Here is a 23337-nt window from a genome sequence, read left to right on the forward strand (position 1 = left end):
TGTTGAGGTAGTATTATGCACAAACATAGAATAAGTTTCGCCGATATTAACATTATTAGCGCTAGCATTGCCGAAGTTATTGTCGATGAAGGCATTGAAGTATCTTTAGAAATGGTTGAAGAACATGATAACTTTATTGCCTCTATTTTTAAGGGAAGTTATGGTGTTTTACTCAATAAAATTAATACCTACTCTTATAGCCCAGAAGCACAATACATCATGGGGTCTGCCGAAAATATAGTGGCTATTGCGGCGGTAAATTATAATGAGCAAGGCCAGCAATCTAGCAAAGCGATTGCCGATAAACGCGTCATTGATCAATTAAATTTCAGGACATTTTCAGGTTTGGATTTAGGCTGGCAGCAGGCAATAACCTGGCTAGATCAAGAATTAAAGAGCAATATCACCCCAGCCTATTCGCCATAGTAGAATAAGAAGATTAAGTTATGCCGATAAGTAGCGGGGCAGATAATAGTTATTTATTGGCTGCCCTATATTCAAGGTAATCTTTTGAATAATGTTGTTTTTAAGTTCAAATTTTAGGGGGAGTTACTGAACTGAGTCATTTAGGTATCGCAAGCTAGCAATAATGCTTAGATGATCTGAAGGATAAGCAGCTATTTTTTTTGCCCTACCAGTGAGGCCTTTAACGAAAAGACAATCAATACCGGCACTTTTAACTAAGGTCAGCTTAGCTTTTGACTGCACTAATATTACTTCTCTACTATCGCATTGACTATTAAAGTCACCCAATAATATTTTCGGGTATTGAGCAATTTTATTTAGCTGGGCCGCTGTTTCTTTAGCATTGGCTATGCGAGTCGCAATACTTTCATGGTCCCAATGAACATTAACGATAAAATAACGCTTATCCACTTTTGCTATCACCGCATACTCACCTGTTCTGGTGGCATTAGGGCCATCGGTTAAATCAAAACGGCCAGACTCGATAAAGCGATTACCCTGACAAAGATTAATAAAAATTTGAAATTGACGCTGCCAACACTCTCCAAGTGATGTCTTCAAAGTCATAGCACGCTGATAGTTAGTCGGCAGTTTATTATTAATATCGTTTTCTTTAAGCTGCCAATCGTCGACACCTTCTTGGATAGCAAGAACATCAACCTGATTAGCCGTAATTAACTGCGCGTAATCATCACTATGCGCTGGCATGGTTTTCCAACCATAGATGTTTAATGACATCACAGTGATAGTCTCAGGTACTGTGGCGGCAGGCACTTCAGTGTTCAAACTAGATGCAGCGACAAGGCTAAGTAAGATTATTTTTACTTTCAAAGAAACTACCACCCTATTGAATGTCAGCTTAGTGCTTAAGCTCATAAGATAAGAACCACTGATAAAGATCGTCGCCGGAATAAACTCGAGTCCAAGCATCATGACCTTTATCTTCATGCACAGTAAAACGCACGTTGTTATGGCCAAGTTTTTCTAAGGTATCGAGTCCCGCATAAAAATACTGAATATTCACCGCACTATCTCTACCGCCGGAAAATTGCCAAACCGGTAACTTATGCTTTGCTATTGGCGCCATTAAACTCGGATGGCCCCAACCAACTACCGGGGCGATAGCAGCGAACCTTTCAGGGTATTTACTCGCCAGATACCAGGTGCCAAAGCCGCCATAACTAAGTCCTGATAAATAGGTTTTATCTACATTGACTCGGTACTTTGCTTGTACGCTATCAAGCATGGCAATTAAATCAGTCTCAAGTTTTTCCCAGCCTTGTGGCAATAACGGCGCAACCTCACCCATATCAGTTAGTGAAGGTGTTCTTTGCATAGCAGTTTGTGTTTGAAAAGCCGCGCTGCGCTTAGGTACACCATTAGCTAATCTTTTTGGAATGTTTTCTTTAGAGCGGTTATCAATATAGGTAATGCCTTTTTTATCAAAACCAAACATAGGCAGCTGCGGTGAAATTATAATAAAAGGCAAATCTTTTTTCTGTACCCAAGCCTCATATAAAGGCCCTTGCATCAAGACAAAACCGAGTTCATCTTGGCCATTGCCGCGCTCACCATTACCATGTAAAAACAGCATTACCGGCCATTTTTTCTCTGGTTTGGAGTGATAACCTCGGGGTAAATAAACAAAATATTCGCGCTGACTGTTATCAACACTAGATTGGTAGTCTTCTCGCAGTAACTCGGCTGTTGAAGGAAGTGTTGTTTCAGGCTGTGTTGTTAAGCTTTGACTAGTATCGCTCGAACAAGCCAGTAGCAAAAAACTAATAGCGGTTAAACAAAATATTATTTTTTTCATGATACTCAGTACTCCATAGCCCATAGTTCAAAGTGGTTTATGCCGATAATACGGGCGGTTAATTAAGCTTAACCTTTCGTTATAGGGATCAGCCAAACATTATTAACAACATCAACTTTACCCTGCATTTGTTCAACCACCACTCGATCAATCACCCTAATCGCTCTTTGGGCCATTAGGCTAAAGGTATCTTCGCCAACTTGGTTGGGGGTATGGTCTGGAAAGTTTCTTCGCGTACGGTGAATCCAATAACTTTCTGACAAGTTATCTTGACCAAACGCTTGCTCGACACCTTTTTTACCAAGCATAAAACCTAATAAACCGCCCCAAGTCGCGGTCGGGTTATCTGAATCCCAGCCAGCCAATGTGCCTATTTGAATGGTGCGCACGATATCACCTTGTCCGTAGAACAAACTCACTAAACTGGCGGCAAAGTTAATACCCGCTCCAAAGGGATCATTATAAAGATAACCATCGGCATTATTAATTTGATAACGCTGATACACTGCATCACGGCTTTTTTCCCAATCACTTTTATCTGCATTTTGTTGATATGAGTTTTTAATAAAATCATACATTTTGGCTGGATAAGAATCTTTAGGAAGAACGTTACTTGCTTGCTCAGCCAACCACCAAGTTTGCTCTTGCATAGTTAAACTTTTATCCACAGACGAAGCAAGAGAATGCATAGTGATATAAAATTTGGCGATCCACTGAGCATCATATTTTGCTGATACCCTAATGGGTAAATGTGATAATTTTAACGCAATATCGGCTCTTACTGGCGCTAATAAACCAAATATTTCCGTGGTCAGCTGAGCATCAATCATCATGTACTTAGCATTATTTTCCGGCTCACTGGTTGCTGGCGGCAACATGCCTTGCGCCATTAGTATTCGCGCTTGTTCATTAGCTTGCCACAAAAAATTTTCTTTAATTGCTATAGAGTGGGTAAATTTTTTAAACAGTGGTGCATCCTCTTCAGAGTAGGTGTGTACTAACCAACCAGTTCGGACTTGCTCAGCGGTTAACAAACTTGTTTGATGAAACTCATGTAAATACTGATACATGTATTCAATATCGGTATCATCATCTGCGCCCCAAGGTTGGCCCTTTTCAACAAAGAAAAAGTCAATGGTATCACTATGAGGTACCCCTTCCCCCCACACAGCGGGTAAATCCTTGCTACCCCAATCTTCATCGGTATAAAAAGGCATGGTGGCTGGTGTGCCTACTTTATCCATTTCCGTCACTAATCCGGTCCAATTAGCGATACTTTGCCCTAACCAAAAGCCATGTAACTTATCTTGATAAGCGGCTCGTGAAATAGCGATGTAGTCAATATCTTTAAGCAGAGCTGAATCATTGACACTATCTGTCGGGACGTTTTCTGTACACGCAGATAAACAAATCATCACTACGAAGTATAAAAATAGCTTTGCTAATTTCATCGACTATCTCCAGTTAACATAAATGGATATTTAAATTTTTTCGGGCTAAGCATCGAAGTAATTTAAAATATGGAACAATATTGAACAATATATATGAGGTGGTAAACCTAAAGATACTCAGCACTGTATTGCAAATAATGCCTTGTGCATGAGTATCTTTCAACATCGACGAAGCGCTAACAACTGTTAGCTAGATGTCATGTGATACCAATTCCCTTAAATTTATTCCCACCTCAGAGCTATGTCAGAGAAGTTATAATAAATAAAATTTGTGCAGGTATAGTCACTCTATATCTAACAAATTGGTGAAATTATTATTTTTCTGACCAGCTCCCAAGGGCGAGTTTAAAAGGCTTACATTCGTCGTTATTGATTTTGACAGGGGAATAACCATTATCTGCAATCAATGCCTTGCACCTAAGCCTTTTAACTCTCGCTGATTGAGAAATAACTTAATGGACTTGGTATTACTGTTGGTAATTAAAGCTTGCCTTAAGTTTGATTTGATCAAGGGAAGTGCCAAGTAAGACTTCAAAATCCCCCGCCTCAGCCAACCAATCATTAGTGTTTATATCCCAAAAAGATAAATCACGTTTATTCAGCGATATACTGATTTGTTTACTTTCACCTGGCGCTAAGAATACCTTGGTAAAACCTTTCAATTCTTTTGCTGGTCTATCAACACTGGATTCAACGTCATGTAGATATAATTGCACCACCTCGGCGCCAGCGACCTTGCCGGTATTTTTAAGCATTGCGGTCACGGTAATACCTTCATCCGCAGTAATACTTGCTGCCGATAAGGCAATATCCGTTAAGGTAAATTTGGTATATGAAAGGCCATGACCAAAAACGAAGGTAGGTTTTATTTTTTGTTGTTCAAACCAACGATAACCAATAAAAACGCCTTCGGTGTATAGACTTTCTTTGGCGTTATAATCGTTTAAGGCAATGGGCGCGGTATCTTCAAGGCGAGCCGGCAGGGTAATTGGCATTTTACCACTGGGATTAACAGCTCCGGTTAGAATATCGGCAAAAGCATGACCCGCTTCCATTCCGCCATACCAACCCCACACAATCGCGTTAGCTTGCGCTGCCCAAGGCATTGCCACTGCTGAGCCGGCAACAAGGAAGACCACGGTTTTTTCATTGGCGGCAATCAAGTTACTAATAATTTCATCTTGAGAGTTAGGTAGTTTCATATCAGGGCGATCAATTGACTCCCGGTCATCTCCATGGCTCAAACCGCCAAAATAGATAACGACATCGGCTTGTTTAGCGGCAGCAATATACTCAGCTTCACTAGCAAATAATTCGCCCGGCGCATTCCAACCTAAAGTGAAGTGTTCACTGCCATCATATTCAATTTCAAAGCTATAAGATTTACCCGCGATTAACTCAATAGCATGAGTTAAGGCAATAACCTTACTTTTATTCATTGCGTTAGCAGATTCCGCAGCATTAATTTGATGAGTTATAACAATGTCATCATTTATTTTTAATTGAAAATTACCCAAGGTTTCCACGTTCAATTGATGCAAACCTGTCATTAAAGGTTTAATTTTTGCAGCCATAGTGATGTACTGAGTATTGGCAATATTGCTAGCGTTAGCTGGCGCTATGGCTTTAAACTTTGAATCAACTATCCAAGATTGTTCGGTTAAGTTTAACCGTGCTTTTTCAACAAAATATGAAATATTCCATGCAGGTGTACCGGTCCAATGACGACTCTCAACATAATCACTGGCAATAGCCGCTAAGTCACTGCTGCGCGCTCTCATCACAGTAATATTTACCTGTTCGCCAAAGTGTGCTTTTAAGCCTGCTAACGGAGTGACTTCATATAAAGATTTTACTTCTGATGAGCCGCCACCCGTGCCATGTTTTTTATCGGCATTCGGGCCAAGTACCAGTATGTTTTTCAGTTTTTTTATATCTAAGGGTAATACCGCTTTAGCGCCAACAAGGTCATTTTTCAATAACACCACACCTTCGGTGGCAATTTTACGGGCGGCAGCTTGATGTGCTTTAGTATTTCTAGCACCCGGTAAGCGATTTTCATCGTACATACCTATGGTATGTTGCACTCTTAAAATGCGCCTAGCTTTTTCATCGGCGACTGATTCAGGGATTTTACCCGCTTGGATCATCTCTAGAAAAGGTTTTGCCAAAAAGTAATCTTGGTAATCGGCAACGTCGGTGCCCATTTCTAAATCTAAGCCATTAACAGCGGCATCATAGGTATTAATATCAACATGCCAATCGGTCAGTAAAACGCCTTGATAACCCCACTCACCTTTTAATATATCCATGATCAAGTGTTTGCTTTGATTAGCATTAGTACCATAGTATTGGTTGTATGAGCCCATCATGCCAAGCACTCCTGCTTCTTTAACCGCCGCTTCAAAGGCGGGTAAATATACTTCTCTTAACGTGCGTTCATCCGGTTTGGCATTAACACCGGTGCGGTTTAGCTCTTGGGTGTTTAAGGCATAATGTTTAACCGTTGCGGCAACATCATTGGCTTGAATAGCTTTAATTTGTGGAACCACTAACGTGGCCGCTAAAATAGGATCTTCACCCATGTATTCAAAGTTTCTGCCGTATAAAGGTAAGCGCGCTAAGTTAACCCCAGGGCCTAAAATAAAATCTTTTTTTCTATGGCGGGCTTCAGCACCTAACACTTGCCCATGTAGGCGAGCCATCTCAACATCCCAACTAGCCGCAACTGAGGTAAGGTGAGGTAAATAAGTGGCATAATCATCGCTCCAACCCGCCGATGCCCAAGTATGGCGTTCTATTTGATGACGGACACCGTGAGGACCATCAGATAACCACATTTCAGGAATGCCGACACGATCAATGGCATTGATATGAAATTTACCACTAGCATGGGCCAAAGAAACTTTTTCTGGCAAGGTCATTTTTGCCAGTAAAGTTTCAACATCTTGCTCTACTGTCGCTAGGCGATCTTCAGCTGGCGCCACATCTTGCTTGGCTGCTTTATTTGCGCCTACATTAGTGATATTGGCTTCATTGTCATTTACACAGCCACTAAGCGCTGTGCTTAGCGTAAGTAGCGCAGAAACAAGCATGGTGCTTTTTAGTCTACCTTTGATAAATAGTGCTTTCATTAACTAACCTTTTTCAACGTCTTTATTTAGGATGAACAATAAATGTAAGCGCTTACATTTATTGTTCTAACATAATATCTACCGATATATTTAGCAAGTAAATATTGCTCTTGATAATAATTTTTACTCAGCTAACTACTTAGCTATGCCTTGCAGTACTTAGCAATAAAGTCTTTTTGCATTGGCATTGTCGCTACTGATTTTTGAATGACTGAATGTATATGTTTTAACCTGCGTTCAATCTCATCTTCAGGTAGTGCATCAACTAACGGATGATAACCACTAGGCGTTAGCCCTTGGCCATGCATAACAGCTAACCAAGATGTCTCATTAAAGAGTTCATTGTCTTGACGATAAATACGACCATTAGCTTGGTATAAAGCCATCTTAGCTTGTAATCGTTCTGAAACTTGCAACTTCTGACAATCACGCCAAAACTCTGAATCATCACGGTCGGTGGCTTTATAATGTAAAACGATAAAATCACGGATATATTCAAGCTCAGTTTTCGACTGTGCATTAAAGGTATCAATATCTATTTGGTTAAAACCTTGATGAGGAAATAAAGCCATTAACTTGGCAATCGACGATTGAATAAGGTGTAAACCAGTAGATTCTAGTGGCTCAACAAAGCCCGCGGAAAGACCAATAGCAATACAGTTTTTATGCCAAGCTTTTTTACGTACCCCCGTTGTCCAGCGCAAGAAATTTGGCTCGCCGATGGGTTCACCTTCCATTTGCGCGATTAATATTTTAACGGCTGCTTCGTCACTAACAAACTTACTTGGATAGACATAACCGTTACCTACCCTGTGTTGCAGAGGAATTCGCCAAATCCAGCCAGCTTTTTGTGCCTTGGCTTGAGTAAATGGATGCAAGACCTCCGTTTCTTTAGCCAAACAGGGTATAGCCACGGCTCGATTACAGGGCAAGACATCACTCCAGTCATCAAAGCCGGTTTTCAGTGCGCCTTCAATTAACAAGGCTTTGAAACCACTACAATCAATAAATAAATCTGCTGTTACCCGCTCACCATCCTCCAACAGTAAGCTGTCAATAAAGCCATCACTGTCTCGAAGTGAAACATCGACGACCTTAGCTTCAGTGCGATTTACGCCACGCTCAATAGCATAATCACGCAAATAATCTGCATATAAGGTGGCATCAAAATGAAAAGCGTAATTAATTTTAGATAACGGAGAATTACCCATATTCTGCGGACGGATAAATTTTCCTTGTCGTGCCGCGACTGCCGCTAATGAATATTCTTCAAGGTCAGGGCTTTTACCTTGTTGATGCATTTTCAACCAATAATGATGGAACTGAATGGCATCCATATTAGTGCCATGCTCGCCAAAGGGATGCATATAAGCACCGCCATTTTTGGTCCAATCAATAAATTCGATACCTAACTTAAAAGTAGCGCTAGTTTTTTTAACAAAATCATTTTCGTCTATGCCGAGAATTTTATTAAACAGTGATATTTGCGGAATGGTGGCTTCACCCACGGAAACACTACCTATTTGATCAGATTCAATTAAGCGTATAGCACAGTAATTTTTACCTAATATTTTAGCTAAGGTTGCGGCGGTCATCCAACCAGCGGTGCCACCACCAACAATAACTATGTTGTTAATTTTATTTTGCTGCTTTGCTTGTTCTTGCTGCATAGCTGCCTCCCAGAAAAAATAGAGCGAGGAGCCGACCCTACTACTTCGTAGAAAAGTAGCGCCGGCGAAGGGGTGATAAGTGTCGATGTTAACAATCCCCCAAATAAGCGTGGCGATTCAATACGGTCATATACATTGAAGCGCCATTTTACACTTTCTAAGCAAGGTGCTAGAAAGTAGCTTTTACCACTAGGCTATAACGACGGTCATTGGTAAACCAAGAACGGGTCACCTTGTCACCTTGCTGATTTACTTGCATCTCAGTTTCAGTAATATTGTTGTTCAAATTAGTACCTTGCATACCAATTTTCCAATTATCACTTACATCCCAAAAGATTGAAGCATCTAGCTGGCCATTAGCTGTATTATAAATAGGCAGCTTGGTGATAACATCACGGGTAGTTAACAAGTAATCTGAACGCCAGTTGTAAGCAATACGTGCTGAGATACCAAACTTCTCATACAACAAGGCTGCATTAGCATTTTGCTCTGAAAGTCCTTGCAGTGGTAAATCAGTAAAGGCGATATCACCCGCCTCATCTGAATCACTACTTGAGTTATTCAAACCTGAATTAGGTGAACCATCCTCATTGATGTGGGTATAGTTTAATTGCACACCTAGACCTGAGAAGGCACCGGGTAGCGCATCAAAAAATTGTTGGTAAGACACTTCAAAACCCGCGATAGTACCTTTACCACCATTGGTTGCGCCGGCCACTTCTACTTCTTGAGTGACACCATTGTTAGTGTAATCATTATAGGTAAAGCCGTTAACAAAGTAGTTGCTTATATCTTTATAAAACAAGGTAGAGGTTAATGAACCAGCTTCTGCAAAATACCATTCCAATGACAAATCATAGTTGTAAGATTCCATTGGTTTTAATAAAGGGTTACCTGAGCTTGCGGTATAACGTTCATACTCTGCATAAATTGGCACAGGCTCATCTCCTTCCGGCACGTTAGGATCAAAGGTTACCCTCTGATCTGCTCCGCCAATGCTGACATAATTTCGAAGATTTCCTAATGAAGGCAAGGCGATGGCTTCAGAGAAAGCAAAACGCACCAATAACTCATCAGTAAGGTTTAATTTAAAGTTAACACTCGGCAGTACTTTAGTATATTGACCTATCGATTGGGTCACTATAGAAGCATTATTACCAAAAGCGGCCTGTTCAGCATTTAAGACGTTAGCTATATCTTTGTCATTCTTTGGCACATCATCGGGATAACTAATGAAACCGTCGGTGGTATTATCCAGTCTCACGTATCTTAAACCGATATTAGCACTGTAATCCATGCCTGAAAAATCGCCTTCAAAATTTAGCTTGGCATAAAAAGCAGTACTTTCTTCTTGGGTGACATTAATTTCGTTACCGACAAAGTGTCCCGTTGCATCGTCGCGGTCGGCTAAAGGATTCCAACCCCAAGCAACGGCTTTAGCACCAGCTAAGGCGTCATTTAATCCTGAGTAGTTTTGTACCATGGACAGCGAGGGGAATAAGAAAGTATTACCACCTTCGGTATTTAATACACCGCCACGAGCGAAGTTATCAAAACTTACTTCATCATAAGGCACATCAGTATCTGCATACCAAATATTGTGATCAGCCCACGCTTCAGACAATACCCCCCAGTTATACGTTGATTGTCTGGTAGTTTGTTGACGATTTGAGTAACGAGCACCTAGTTCAATCGACTTAACAATGCTGTTATCAAAGGTATATTCAATATCCAAACGAGTGGCAAATTCTTCGCCTTCATTATCCGAAATATGGTCCATAGCGCTACGCCAAAAGTTAGTGCTTGGATCAGTAAATGGTGTACCTGGCGTATGATCGGCTTGTCCATCGTAAGCAGGATGTAGCAGGCTAATCTTTGGTAAGCCGCTGCCACGCAAGTCCATGCCAACTACGGCACGAGTTGCGCCCATGACAGAAACATCTTCAATGGCCATGGTTGCGTAAATATATTGCACATCAAAGTTAATGGCCAGTGAATCGTTTGGCGTGAACTTAGCATTAAAGCTGTAATCATTTACAATTGATTCTTCATTACGTACCCGGGTTACCATAGTATGTTGCATACCGTAGCGTTGTGGTGAACCATCGCCACGCCAGCCAGCTTCAGAGGTAATGATACCGTTTTCAAAAGTACCATTATCATCAAAATCAAAGCTAGTACCATCAACAGGTTTCAGGTTTACTTTCGAATCACCATCGTCCATTTCTATCGCGTTTTCATTCCATGCTAGAGTAGCTTGCGAACGAATGAATTCACCGGTTAATACGATAGTTTTAGCGGTGTTTTCCCATTGCAATGACGTGGCAAAACCATCTCGTTCTTTATCATCTTGTTTCTTACTTAAGCGAGCTGATTGAGGAACGTACTTACTGTTATCCCACTCTTGCTGTTCATATTTACCTGCTTGTACGCCGTTTGACTCGACTTTTATTTCTGAATGAGAGAAGTTAGCCAAAAAGCCAAAACGACCTATATCTGTGGTCCATATATCACTATAAAGGACAGAAAAAGTTGGCGCGGTCTCTTCACGTAAATCGGTATAAGTGACATCAGCGGAGAAAGAAAATACCCGACCATCAGCATCAAACGCCTTACGGGTATTAAGGTTTACCGTACCCGCTATACCGCCTTCAATCATGTCAGCGGTTTGGTTTTTAAATACTTCCACCGAGCCCATTAATTCAGGTGATATATCTTGAAAACCTAAACCTCGACCCGAATCAGCAGAAAAAGCATCTCTGCCATTAAATTCACTGCGTACATGTGTTAAACCACGCACAACAACACCACCACCTTCAACACCAAAGTGATCGGGATCATCTGCGGCGGCAAAGCGTTCAATAGCAACCCCCGGCATACGAGAAATAGCTTCTAATACACTTCTGTCTGGCATAGAGCCCATATCAGCAGCAGAAATAGCATCCATTACCGTATCCGCATTCATTTTCATGTTTTGTGCTGAAATTAAATTACCGCGTTGGCCTTTAACCTCGATGACTTCAATGGCTTCTTCTTTGGCTTTTTTATTTGTTTCGTCTGCGGCATTAGCTGAAACCGAACTTAGTCCAATAATTGCCAAGGCGATTAAAGAATACTTAAAGGCATTATGCTTAGTTACATTTTCCTGTTGTTTTTGCTGATAGAGTGTTTTTTTCATTTAAATTTCCCCTGATATGGTTCATACCAAATGCTCAAATTGTTATTGTTTTCAAGTATGAATCTTATTATTAGTGATTGGCTTTTTAGCCAGTTGGCACAGTAGCAATCACAATCAGGGCATTCGTCTTATCTTAGAAAAAATCTCTACATTGAACGTTCAACTTTATGCATTCAGATATTTATACTTATAAATACATCTACCTCATTGTTATTTAACAACTTTATTTGTTGTTTGTTTTTTACCCAGCTCACTAAAACAAGCATATTTAACTGAATCGTACCGACTAGGCTAGTTAATCAAGGTCAATTTTTGAAAAACATCGGCGGTGATATAACCTAAATTCTTATTACCATTAACCGCTTTAATATCTATCGAGCCAATAAAATGTTCGCGCTCTTTACTGCCATCGTTATCACAATAAGCCAACATAAAGCCGAGCTCTTTCCCTAGGGATAATTTTACTGGCTGCGGCTTTTTCTTTTGCGTGTTTGTTTGCATCGGCATTTGCATTTGCATAGTAAAACTATCGTCATAAACTCGCACGGCTAGCTCCCAGATAACTTTATGTGGTGATTTTTCGCTGCGACGCCATTTACTGGTTATATGATCGTTTAACAAGACAAAATTATCCGAGCCGTCGGCATTTTTTTCGCCGATATCCACCACCTGATTATCAAGGGCAATATGATAAGCAAAAGCATTAAAATTAAACTGGTGATTACCACCTGAGCCATCTTCATCAATAAAGACTTCTAAACAATCATCATGCCAATATAAATGACGAGGATCGGCATGTTGATCAAATAAAATATCATCAGTAATTTCTACCAATAAATATAATTGCTCTTCATCCCACATTATTTTAAATCGACCACTAAAATCTGCAGCACTCGGTTGTGTACCCAAAATGAGTTTATCTATTGGCTGCCATTTAGCTAACTGCCAACTGACTTCATCGGCAATACCATCAATATTCATTTTTCCTACTGCTTTTACCGCTTCCAGCGCAGATACATGAATAGAGCAAAGCATTAATAAAGTGCTGATAAATTTAATATAATTACGCATTGTTAATTTTCCTGGTAATGAGCTGAGCAAGTTTATTTATTTCATCGGCCACTAATAAAAATGGTCGGTCACTATTGACTGAGCTAATATCTTGCTCTCTGAGCAAGGGTGACTCCATGGCGGCAAATTGGCTAGCAAGTAATGCCGGTGAAAAAAAGTGATTTTCTCGTTGAGAAATCCGCTTGGCAATGACAGCCTGATCGCCGATAAGATAGAAAAAATGACAATAAAAAGGCAGTGTTCTAAATAAGTCCCTGTGGGCCGATTTCAAGCCGGAATAGGCCAAAGCCACGGATTTACCCTGCTGATGAAGACAATTTAACTTTGCTATGATAGTCGTGAGCCAAGGTATCCTCATCTCATCGGTTAATGGTTTATTGTCTGCCATATGCTTTTTAGCTTGTTCGCTATGAAAGTCATCGGCATCGATAAAAGTGAGGGCAAGTTCCTCAGCCATTTTCTTAGCTAGGGTAGATTTTCCGGAGCCACTCACCCCCATCACAATAAATAACCGTAACCGTGATGGCTGCGTTAGCTTAATCATGTGACTGCCCCCCGTTGGCATGACTAGCTGCACGGGTGCCCTCAGCTGTCATTGCTACCTTAACTTGTAATTGATAATGCTGTCCCGCCTGCAAGTTTGTCAGGATATTACCGGTTATTTTTTGTTCATTGAGTAAAATTGTCACTGCGGTTACCTCACTGCTTTGCTCGATAGTGAAATTGAGTATTGCCCGCCTAAATAATCGCTGACCAGATAAATGTTTTAGCGTTGTCGGCAGTTTTGGCATTATCTGTAAACCTCGAGCGCAGCCTTTTAAGCCGCACAGCTCTTCGACTAAACAACGATATAACCACGAGGTTGTGCCGGTATTAAATAAATGACTCGAGCGGCCCGCTTGTTTGGGCAGCTGATGATAAGCACCACGATAATAGTTAGGTACATAGATAGGTAATTGCCCAGTTCTTTGGGCATTTTCAAGTGATGGCAACATTTTACTGAGCAAGTCAAAAGCTAAGTTATTTTGTCCTGCTTGATAAAGCGCATAAATATAAAATATTGCCGCGTGATTATAAACAGAGCCATTTTCCGACACCCCAGGATGTTTTTGCGTGATACGGCCAATATCTTCCACCATAGCGGTATAACTTGGCGCCAGCATCATCACCCCTTGTGGCGTGGTCAATTGTTTAGTGATGGCCGCTATCATCTCGGCTTGCTGATCTTGGTTTGCCGCACCACTGAGCATGGCCCAACTTTGCGGGTTAAGGAATATCTTGCCCTCTTTGTCCTCATTTGTACCAAAAACACGACCATCATCGGTAATACCGCGGGCAAACCATTGTCCATGCCATAAGTGTTTATTTACCGCACTATTGATGGCTTGGGCAGCAAATCGATATTCATCATACTTTTGCTTGCTAATGCTAATGTCGTATTCGACACAAAGATCACACCAGGTTGTTAGTGCATAGGCTGTAGCTAAAGATAGCCAGGCAGAAACGCCTTTACCTTGATAACCGACCATATTCATCGGATCGCACCAATCGCCTTGCTCAATAAAGCTCAAGCCGCGATGATCGGTGGCATTAATAAGGTAATCCAAGGCTAATTCTATATGGCTGGCAAAAGATTGCTCTGCTGTTGAATCAGCAAAAGCGATCATTTCACTGAGTAAACTGACATCAGCGCTTTCATTTAAATAGACCGATAAACAGATAGGCAACCACACACCATGATCTGCATGAGGTACTTGATTAATATATTTAAGCTGTGCGTCTTGATGCAGCAAAACCCCCTCTGGCATAGCTCCGCTAATGGCTTGTTGAGAAACAGCTAAAATATAAGCTTTACGTGTCTGCTGGGCATGAATAAAAGCCATGCCCATATTATCTTGAATATAGTTTCGAGTTTGTGGGTCTGTGCTCAAACGATTAACATCGCCGTGGTAAAACATTTGTCTTGGTAACCAATGATTGAAAAAATCATCAAAGCCGTTATTTCCGGTACCATTGCCATTGTCACAGTCACTGTTAATGGTTAAACACGCTTTGCTTTGTGCTATGTAGTCTCGATAGGACTTTTCCGTTTGACTTCGTTGCCTATGGCCCAAATATTTTTCTTTAATTATCGCGATTTCAGCTTCATCTTTGGCTGGACCAAACAGAAATTGATAGCTTTTACCTTCACTGGCTAATAACTGTTGCTTAAATTGCATGACCGCAACAGGGGTTTCGTAACGTGCTTCAACATTCTCTAACAACTCAGCCTGCAGGGCACTCGGTTGATGCAAACCGCCTTCGCCTTCAAAGACCTTTTGATTAGCATGCCAAGCCGTCGGGCGAGTATCACTAAGAAAGAAGGTTTTGTCTTTAAACTGCTTGTTTTTAAAATAATCGGTCACTTTTTGATAGGGCGTTACCGAATCAGCGACAATAGCATTTAAGGTCTCGTTATAGCTTGCTGACTGATTCATCCACGACATATAACCAATAGTGAAATACGGATAGATGCTAATATTTTTCGTCTTTTCCGTTAGGTTTAGTACCGAAAAAAACCAACACTCCACTAAGTCATCTTTAGTCAAATTAACCTTGATGCTGATGTGCAAACCAAAGTGTTCAATTGACCAAGTAATGTCACTATGGCCGAGCTCAAAAGAAAATTTATCGAGTTCCACCCGCATGGGTTCATAGGGCAGTGAAATGATTTCACCACTGTCTTCATCTTTGAGGTAGAAAAATCGTCCGGGATGATGAGTAAAATAGCTATGTTCCGGTTGAATAAAGCTTTTAGCTTCCATATTTGGCGCGTAAGAATACTTAGCTGGCTCGGGCTGCATAAACTGTGAATTAACATAACCACGACAATTGACTTGCATCACCATGGAACTGTTCCATAAAAAACCGGTCGCATTAGGTAATTTCGTCGGACTGGTTAGCTTTATTTTATTATCACCAGCAACCGCGTTATCTATAGAGATCAAAGGCAACTTAGGTCTAGGTAACTTAGGCATTAACGGCTCCTGTTGTTCCTGTTTTCTCCTCAGCAGTATTAGGATTTTCTTGCTGCGCTAACGCTTCCCGTGCTATTTTTTCCTGTATAAGTAATTCACCTTGCAACTTCTGCAGCTGCGGATCATCTAAGGGGTAAAAATAAATTACTGGCACAGCAATGGCGGCAAAAATAGCCGGCAGCAAGCTCATCAGTAAGACTATGCCTTCTTGTGACGAGCCGGTTTGCACCTGATTGGCAATATAACCTAATGAAGACAGCGTCCAACCAATCATAGCGCCCGCAAGGGCACCACCAAGTTTTTGTGCAAAGGCAGCAGCGGAAAATATCATCGCCGTGGCCCGACGCCCAGTGCGCCATTGCGAGAAATCCGCGGTATCGGCATACATGGAAAAAACTAACGGTGATTTTGGCCCCAGTGCTAAACCAATCATAATTTGTAAAATAAACATCAAGGTAATGTTATCACTCGGCACAAAATAGAAAATAACTGACAGTAGCGCGACAAGTGTCATCAGTATCATGAGCAAGCGACGTTTATCAATAAACTTGGTTAATAGTGGCGTCGACGCTGCGCCAATGGCTAAAGCAATCATGTAAGCCATAGCAAAGCTGCCAATTAAATCGGGACGTTCAACATAATATTTAAAATAGAAAGTGCCGCTACTGCCTCTTAATGAGATAGTCATCATGATGATAAGTGCTAAGACAAAAAGAATCTTCCAAGGGGAATTCTGCGTCAAATCTTTTAAATCTTGTAATACCGGTGTTTTTTGCTGTGCGGGTGGCGATATACGCTCCGTGGTTGATAAAAAAGTAATAACAAAAAGTACCCCAGCAACTAAACCATAAGTAAGCATAGTAAGCTGCCAACCAAGTGCTTCATCACCCTGCCCTAAGTAATTTACCAACTCAGGTGTCATATAAGCGACCAAACTACCACCTGAAAAAGCGCCAATAAAACGAAAGCTGGTTAAAGTGGTTCTTTGCTGACTATCACCGGTAACTACACCCAGTAAGGCGCCATAAGGTACATTTATAAAGGTGTATGCCAACATCATAAAGATGTAAGTGCCATAAGCCCAAATTAATTTATTACTATCACTGGTATCAGGCACGGTAAAAGTAAGTACCCCTGCGGCAATCATGGGGATAATACCCCAGAGTAAATAGGGCCTGAATTTACCAAAGCGGGTATTTGTTCTATCCGCAATGGCACCCATTAGCGGATCAGAGAATGCATCAATAAGCCGAGTCACTAACATCATAGTGCCGACAGCAGCGGCTGATAAGCCAAAAACATCGGTATAAAAAATAAACAGGAAGACATCAAAGACCCGCCAATAAAAGTTCGAAGCGACATCGCCACAGGCGTAACCCACCTTTTCACCTAAGTTAAGCTGATGCTGTTTTATATTTTTTATCATTATGAGGCTCGCTGTTATTACCAAAAGTTACCTTTGTGCATCAAAGCCACAAAACCCTAGTTACAATTTCCTGTCATCTCACACCACCAAATGTAAGCGCTTACAAATATACTGGCATTTGTATTATTTTCAAGCTGTAATTTATATAAGAAAAACAACAAATAATCTAATAACCTGTTTAATATAGTATTTACCTTAAAAATATAATTAAGCGCTGTATATAAACTGTGCTTTTAGTGTATAAACTTTAATTTAAATTGAAATACTTATTGACCTCTTTTTATTATTAACTTACCTTTATGTAAGCGCTTACATTGTTACTTTATTTTGCAACTTGTCAAAACAATCTGATGTGTTATATTTTTTTGTACAATCTTGTAAGCGCTTACACTAAAATGATAATTATAAAATGGTCCACTAAGACTGAGGATGTAACATGATTCAGAAAACATTCACCAGAACAAGAATTGCAACAAGCTTGTCATTGATACTTGGGGCAACTGCGTTGCCGGCAATATCAGCAGAAGAAGTATCAGCAAATGCTGCCGCACATAGCGACGTCGAAGTTATCGAAGTAACGGGCATGCGTTCAAGTATCAAAGAATCTACGCGTTTGAAGCGTGATGCTATCGGTGTGGTTGATGCCATCTCTGCTGAAGATATTGGTAAGTTCCCTGATACTAACTTAGCTGAATCGCTACAGCGTATTACCGGTGTTTCAATTGACCGTTCAAATGGTGAGGGTAGCAGAGTAACTGTTCGTGGCTTTGGTCCTCAGTACAACATGGTCACCTTAAATGGTCGCCTTATGGCTTCATCTACCTTACCTGACGGTGGTGGCGCTTCTGATAACAGAGCTTTTGATTTCCAAAATCTTGCGTCTGATGCGGTTAAGTCGGTAGAAATATACAAAACAGCCAATGCTGCTGCTGCAAGTGGTGGTATTGGTGCAACCATTAACATTACTACGGCTAAACCACTTGATAACCCAGGTTTTATTGCTAGCATAGGTGGTAAAGCCATGATGGACACCTCAGTAAGAGATGGTGTTCGTGATTACAGTGACCAAGTAACACCTGAACTTTCTGGTTTATTAAGCTGGACTGATGAAGATGAGATGTTTGGTGCTTCTTTCACAGGTAGCTTTTCTCAACGTGATAGTAGCTCAACGTCTGCTAACATTGATCAATGGCGTAACGGTGTATATGACGGTACTGTGCCTGATATGGTGCCAGGTACTGCAGTACCAAATACGCCAACGATGCTAAATAATCCTCCTGGTATGGGTGAAAACTTTGCATTACCTTCAAGTATTTCTTACCGTTTATGGGATAGACAACGTGAACGTACTAACGCACAACTAACCTTGCAATATCGCCCTATAGAAACTATTACCGCGACTTTTGATTATACCTACTCTAAATTAGAACAAGAGCAACAAGGTACTGAATTATCTATTTGGATGTCTGACTATAAAAGTGACATCACATTTACTGATGGTTTAAACCCTTCGCCATTACACTATGCTGAAGATAAAAGAGATCAAGCACCTCGTGATATTGCAACAAAACAAAAATATCGTAATTCAATCACCGAAGATGTAGCTATTGGTCTGAACTTAGTTTGGGAAGTTAATGATGATTTAACCTTAGCGTTTGATTATAACGACTCTTCTTCTGAGTCTTCACCGATGTCAAGCTATGGTAATGATGTCACTTTCGGTATTGGTTCTAACATTTTAGCACAACAAGGCGGTTACTTCGGTACCTCTGGTCTTCCAGACATCATGGTTGGCTTTGATGATTGTGATTCTCGCATTGGTTTAAACTGTAATAAGGCATTTGACGTCAGCGATGTGGGTAGCTCTATTTACCAAAAATCACATGCTTACAATACCAATGATATTACTCAAATTCGTATCGACGGTACCTGGGAATTTGAAGACGGTCAAATCGATTTTGGTGTTGAATCAAGAGAGATGGATAACCACTCGACTCAATCAAGTACTAACCAATCTATGGGTGATTGGGGGGTAAACAACCCTGGTGAAATTCCTGCCTCGATGTTAGATGCTATCGATTTTAATGATTCATTAGACGATTACAAAGTAGCTGGTTGGACACAGGCTTTCCGTGGCGACACTATTGCATTAGCCAATTGGGCAGCGCCTGTGTATGGCTTAGATTTAGCACGTGATACAGCCCTTGCAACTGACCGTCGTATTCAAGAAGATGTTACCGCGGCTTATGTAAAATTCTCTTACGCCGGTTACATCTCTGATCTGCCTTATAACATTTCTGTAGGTGTACGTTATGAAGATACTAAATCCACTTCAACGGCTAATATTGCTGCACCTACCGCGGTACGCTGGGTAAGTAATAATGACTTTACCGTAGATCAAGGTGCCTTTGTCGATGCTGAAATGCGTAGTGAGTCAAATTCTTATAGTCACTTTTTACCTAATATCGATTTTGATATTGACTTAACAGATAACCTCAAAGCCCGTGTTTCATTCGGTCAAACCATTGCTCGCCCTACCTATGGTCAATTAAGTAATGCGGTAAGTATTACTGGCGGCCCTGGTGCACCAACAGTGCTTAATGAGCTAAATGGCTCGGCAACTCAAGGTAGAGCATCACTGGTACCTTTAGAATCAACTAACATTGATATTTCAGTAGAATGGTATTTTGACGATACCAGTTATGTCTCTGCGGGTTACTTCAGAAAAGACGTTGATAAATTTATCGGTAATGCACCGATTATCGGTGATTATTATGGTTTAAGAGATCCAAGTGCCGGCCCAAGAGCTTTACAAGCGATTGAGGATTTAAATGCCGCTGGTATTGCCGTTAACGAAACAACCTTGTTCTCACAAGTTGCAGCGACTCAGTTAGGTGAAACAATTTATGCTGACGGTCATACCGATAACTACTATGAAAAAGAAGTCGATGTTTTTGCTAACAGCGACGATCCATTAATGAACTTTTTATCACAATCACCAACGAACAACAAAAGTGCCGTTATTGATGGTATGGAATTCGCGGTGCAGCATTTCTTTGGCGATAGTGGTTTTGGTTTTCAAGCAAACTATACCCTTGTTAATGGTGATATAGAGTTCGATTTAGCCTCTACAGCTACCCAGTTTGCTTTACTTGGTTTAAGTGACACGGCTAACTTAGTATTGTTATATGAAATGGATAATTTCTCAGCACGTATTGCTTATAACTGGCGTGACGAATTCTTAAACAATGCGGCAATTTATTCAAATGAGCCGGAGTTTACTGAAGAGTACTCACAACTTGATTTCAGTATTGGTTATCAAGTGACTGAGCAGTTCTCAATGTCATTTGCAGGTATTAACATTACTGGTGAAGACCCGCGTAAACATGGTCGAACAGCTAACCAGTTAACTTCTGCTGAAGAGTGGAGTGCACGTTATGAGTTAGGTCTTCGTTACACTTTCTAAGTCATACGAATATAAGCTCTTAGCTAATAACTAAGAGTCACCTAATAAGTAAGTATAAATAAACCGCTAAACCTTAAAATTTGGCGGTTTATTTTTATCTAAAGTACAAATACTCAACACTAAAAAACAAGTAATAGAGCAAAATATAGATAATATTTTATAAAGTGATCTTTCTCCCAGAACCTTTTATAAAGTATTAAAGTATTAAAGTATTAAAGTTAAATAGCAAAATTAGTACCTTAAATTATGAAAATATAGGAATATGTAGCTGTAAATAAAATAAAAAAATGTTAAACAAGTAAATTAAACAAGCATTCATCTATAGGACTTTTTCATGGCTAATCACGACATTCTCGATAATAAAAATCACCAAGACATTAAAGTTATCACCCATTTTGACGACAAATTTTCAGAAAAAATTAACAGTGCTTTGATATTCCCTAACGAAATTAAAGCAGCACAGCGTGACTACCCTATTCTATTTATTAAAAACCCTGAAACAGGTCAGTTTCAAAGTGTAGTATTACTGGGCTTAGTCGCTGGAGAGAACCTCTATATTAATAACGGTTGGCAAGCCAGCTATATCCCGGCGATGATTAATAAAGGCCCATTTATTATTGGTTTTGAAGAAAAAGAAGAAAATGGCGAAAAGGTTAAGCAGCCGATAGTTGCCATTGATATGGACAATCCAAGAGTGAACAAAGAAAGTGGCGAGGCACTATTTTTAGACGATGGTCAGGCTAGCCCTTATCTTGTGCAAGTAAACCAATCGTTAAAAACACTGCATGATGGTTCACAGCTAAGCCAACAAATGTTTGCAGCATTTTTAAAAAATGATTTAATTGAAGCTGTTGCTTTAAATATTGAGTTAAACAATGGTGAAAAAATTTCTCTGCAAGGCAATTATACCCTTAATGAAGAAAAGCTAGCTAAGCTCAGTGGTGACGCTTTGAATGAGCTGCATAGCTCGGGTTTATTAAGACTAGCCTATTTTATTACCGCTTCTTTGGGTAATATTCAACGATTAGTAGACTTAAAAAACAAGCAATAGTTTACCCGCTAACATCAGCAAAAAATTTTGAGGCTTAAATGAATAATCATAAAATTACTAAAATAGTTATTGCTGGTGGCGGAACTGCCGGTTGGATGGCAGCAGCTTCCTTGTCAAAGTTGTTAGGTAAATCCTTTGATATCACCTTAGTGGAGTCAGATGAAATTGGCACTGTCGGTGTTGGTGAAGCAGCAATTCCAACACTAACCGCATTTCATCGTTTACTGGGCATCAATGAACAAGCCTTTATGAAAGCAACCCATGCCACGTTCAAATTAGGTATAAGCTTTGAAAACTGGAAAAAGGGTGATGATGAATACATGCACGGTTTTGGCCGTGTCGGCAAAGAATGTTGGGCGGGCGAATTTCAGCACTTTTGGTTACACGGCAAGCAAAACAACATTGACTTCGGTTTTGAACATTATTCCCCAGAAATTCAAGCCGCTAAAGCTGAGAAATTCGCCCTTGCAAAAGGCGGTTTAAATTACTCCTATCATTTAGATGCCAGCCTTTATGCAAAATTTTTACGTACCTTTGCCGAGGCACATGGTGTTAAACGCATAGAAGGTAAAATTATCGACGTCGCCAAAGATAGCAAAACGGGTGACATTAAATCGCTGCAACTTGCCAACGGCAATGTTATTGAAGGTCAGTTATTTATTGATTGTACTGGCTTTGTTGGCTTACTTATCGAAAAAGCATTACATACAGGTTATGAAGATTGGTCACACTGGTTACCCTGTGACAGTGCTGTAGCCGTACAAACGAAATCAGTATCAGCCCCGTTACCTTATACCCGTTCTATCGCCCGTGAAAGTGGCTGGCAATGGCGTATTCCATTACAGCATAGAGTGGGTAATGGCTTAGTGTTTTGCAGTAAATATTTGGCTGATGATGATGCCAAAACCTTGTTGATGAATAACATTGAAGGTGAGCCGATTAAGCAACCAAGAGTGATTAAGTTTAAGACGGGTCGCCGCAGAAAAGGCTGGAATAAAAACTGTGTTGCCTTAGGTTTATCGAGTGGTTTCTTAGAGCCGTTGGAATCAACCAGTATTCATTTGATCATGTCAGGTATATTACGATTAATCCGACTATTTCCTTTCGAGGGTATAAGCCCGTCCGCTGTTAACGAATATAACCAACAACTGACCACTGAACTTGAGCATATCAGAGACTTTATTATTTTACATTACCATGCTACTGAGCGAGCTGACACACCGTTTTGGCAGTACTGTAAAAATATGGAAATACCTGACTCGCTTAAACAAAGACTAGCTTTATTCAAAGAAACTGGACGTATATTCACCTCTGAAGGCGAATTATTCCGTGTTGATTCATGGGCACAAGTCATGTTGGGACAAGGTGTCTATCCTGAGCAGTACCATCAAATTGCCGCTATTATGAAACCACATGAACTCGATAAATTCTTAAGCGATATAAGACAGACAATTGATAAAGCGGTCGCAAACCTTCCTTCCCATCAAAGCTTTTTAGAGCAGTATTGCCGTTCAAGCCGCTAATCTAATCGGCTCAATTAACGTGCTAGTAAGTAACGAATAAGTTTTAGTCTGACATTGCTCATCTGCACA

General features: G+C 40.5%; 14 protein-coding genes. 4 read left to right on the forward strand and 10 right to left on the reverse strand.

Translation table 11 applies throughout. From position 1 onward, the window contains the following. Window positions 1-15: 15 nt before the first annotated feature. Complete coding sequence (locus MTCD1_RS05090) at window positions 16-426, forward strand: hypothetical protein (RefSeq protein WP_057181662.1); 411 nt, start codon at window positions 16-18, stop codon at window positions 424-426. 123 nt (window positions 427-549) lie between these two features. Here MTCD1_RS05090 and MTCD1_RS05095 read toward each other — a convergent pair whose 3' ends face one another. The 10 genes from MTCD1_RS05095 to MTCD1_RS05140 form a co-directional block, all read right to left on the reverse strand. Then, on the reverse strand, window positions 550-1296 hold the full coding sequence (locus MTCD1_RS05095; RefSeq protein ID WP_159459899.1) for an endonuclease/exonuclease/phosphatase family protein: 747 nt from the start codon (window positions 1294-1296) through the stop codon (window positions 550-552). A gap of 28 nt (window positions 1297-1324) precedes the next feature. Beyond that, window positions 1325-2281 carry a carboxylesterase family protein gene (locus MTCD1_RS05100; RefSeq protein ID WP_057181664.1) on the reverse strand — a complete coding sequence of 319 codons (957 nt, stop codon included), beginning with the start codon at window positions 2279-2281 and terminating at the stop codon, window positions 1325-1327. Between the two features lie 68 nt (window positions 2282-2349). Beyond that, window positions 2350-3732, reverse strand: coding sequence for an ADP-ribosylglycohydrolase family protein (locus tag MTCD1_RS05105; protein ID WP_057181665.1), 1383 nt, complete (start codon window positions 3730-3732; stop codon window positions 2350-2352). 467 nt (window positions 3733-4199) lie between these two features. Next, the gene (locus MTCD1_RS05110; RefSeq protein ID WP_057181666.1) at window positions 4200-6866 is read right to left on the reverse strand and encodes a glycoside hydrolase family 3 C-terminal domain-containing protein; all 2667 of its coding nucleotides are present in this window, start codon (window positions 6864-6866) and stop codon (window positions 4200-4202) included. 143 nt (window positions 6867-7009) lie between these two features. After that, window positions 7010-8536: a tryptophan halogenase family protein gene (locus MTCD1_RS05115; protein WP_057181667.1), complete on the reverse strand. Its 1527-nt coding sequence runs from the start codon at window positions 8534-8536 to the stop codon at window positions 7010-7012. Window positions 8537-8705: 169 nt separating this feature from the next. Beyond that, window positions 8706-11714, reverse strand: a complete 3009-nt coding sequence (locus tag MTCD1_RS05120; protein ID WP_082606551.1) for a TonB-dependent receptor — start codon at window positions 11712-11714, stop codon at window positions 8706-8708. 291 nt (window positions 11715-12005) lie between these two features. After that, window positions 12006-12785: a sugar-binding protein gene (locus MTCD1_RS05125; RefSeq protein WP_057181668.1), complete on the reverse strand. Its 780-nt coding sequence runs from the start codon at window positions 12783-12785 to the stop codon at window positions 12006-12008. Then, window positions 12778-13329, reverse strand: coding sequence for a gluconokinase (locus MTCD1_RS05130; RefSeq protein WP_057181669.1), 552 nt, complete (start codon window positions 13327-13329; stop codon window positions 12778-12780). Before MTCD1_RS05130 ends, MTCD1_RS05125 begins: the two co-directional genes overlap by 8 nt. Continuing rightward, window positions 13322-15802: a GH36-type glycosyl hydrolase domain-containing protein gene (locus MTCD1_RS05135; protein ID WP_082606552.1), complete on the reverse strand. Its 2481-nt coding sequence runs from the start codon at window positions 15800-15802 to the stop codon at window positions 13322-13324. Before MTCD1_RS05135 ends, MTCD1_RS05130 begins: the two co-directional genes overlap by 8 nt. Further along, entirely contained in the window at window positions 15795-17228 is a 1434-nt protein-coding gene (locus tag MTCD1_RS05140) for an MFS transporter (RefSeq protein ID WP_057181670.1), read from the reverse strand. The genes MTCD1_RS05135 and MTCD1_RS05140 overlap by 8 nt, the downstream gene beginning before the upstream one ends. A gap of 436 nt (window positions 17229-17664) precedes the next feature. Between MTCD1_RS05140 and MTCD1_RS05145 the strand changes: the two genes are divergently transcribed. The 3 genes from MTCD1_RS05145 (at window position 17665) to MTCD1_RS05155 (ending at window position 23268) form a co-directional block, all read left to right on the forward strand. Continuing rightward, a complete protein-coding gene (locus MTCD1_RS05145; RefSeq protein ID WP_057181671.1) occupies window positions 17665-20694 on the forward strand; it encodes a TonB-dependent receptor in 3030 nt (1009 codons plus the stop codon). Window positions 20695-21028: 334 nt separating this feature from the next. Next, on the forward strand, window positions 21029-21745 hold the full coding sequence (locus tag MTCD1_RS05150; RefSeq protein WP_057181672.1) for a SapC family protein: 717 nt from the start codon (window positions 21029-21031) through the stop codon (window positions 21743-21745). A gap of 38 nt (window positions 21746-21783) precedes the next feature. Next, on the forward strand, window positions 21784-23268 hold the full coding sequence (locus MTCD1_RS05155) for a tryptophan halogenase family protein (protein WP_057181673.1): 1485 nt from the start codon (window positions 21784-21786) through the stop codon (window positions 23266-23268). The last annotated feature ends 69 nt before the right edge of the window (window positions 23269-23337 follow it).

Source organism: Colwellia marinimaniae, from assembly GCF_002207865.1.
Classification (GTDB): Bacteria; Pseudomonadota; Gammaproteobacteria; order Enterobacterales; family Alteromonadaceae; genus Colwellia; species Colwellia marinimaniae.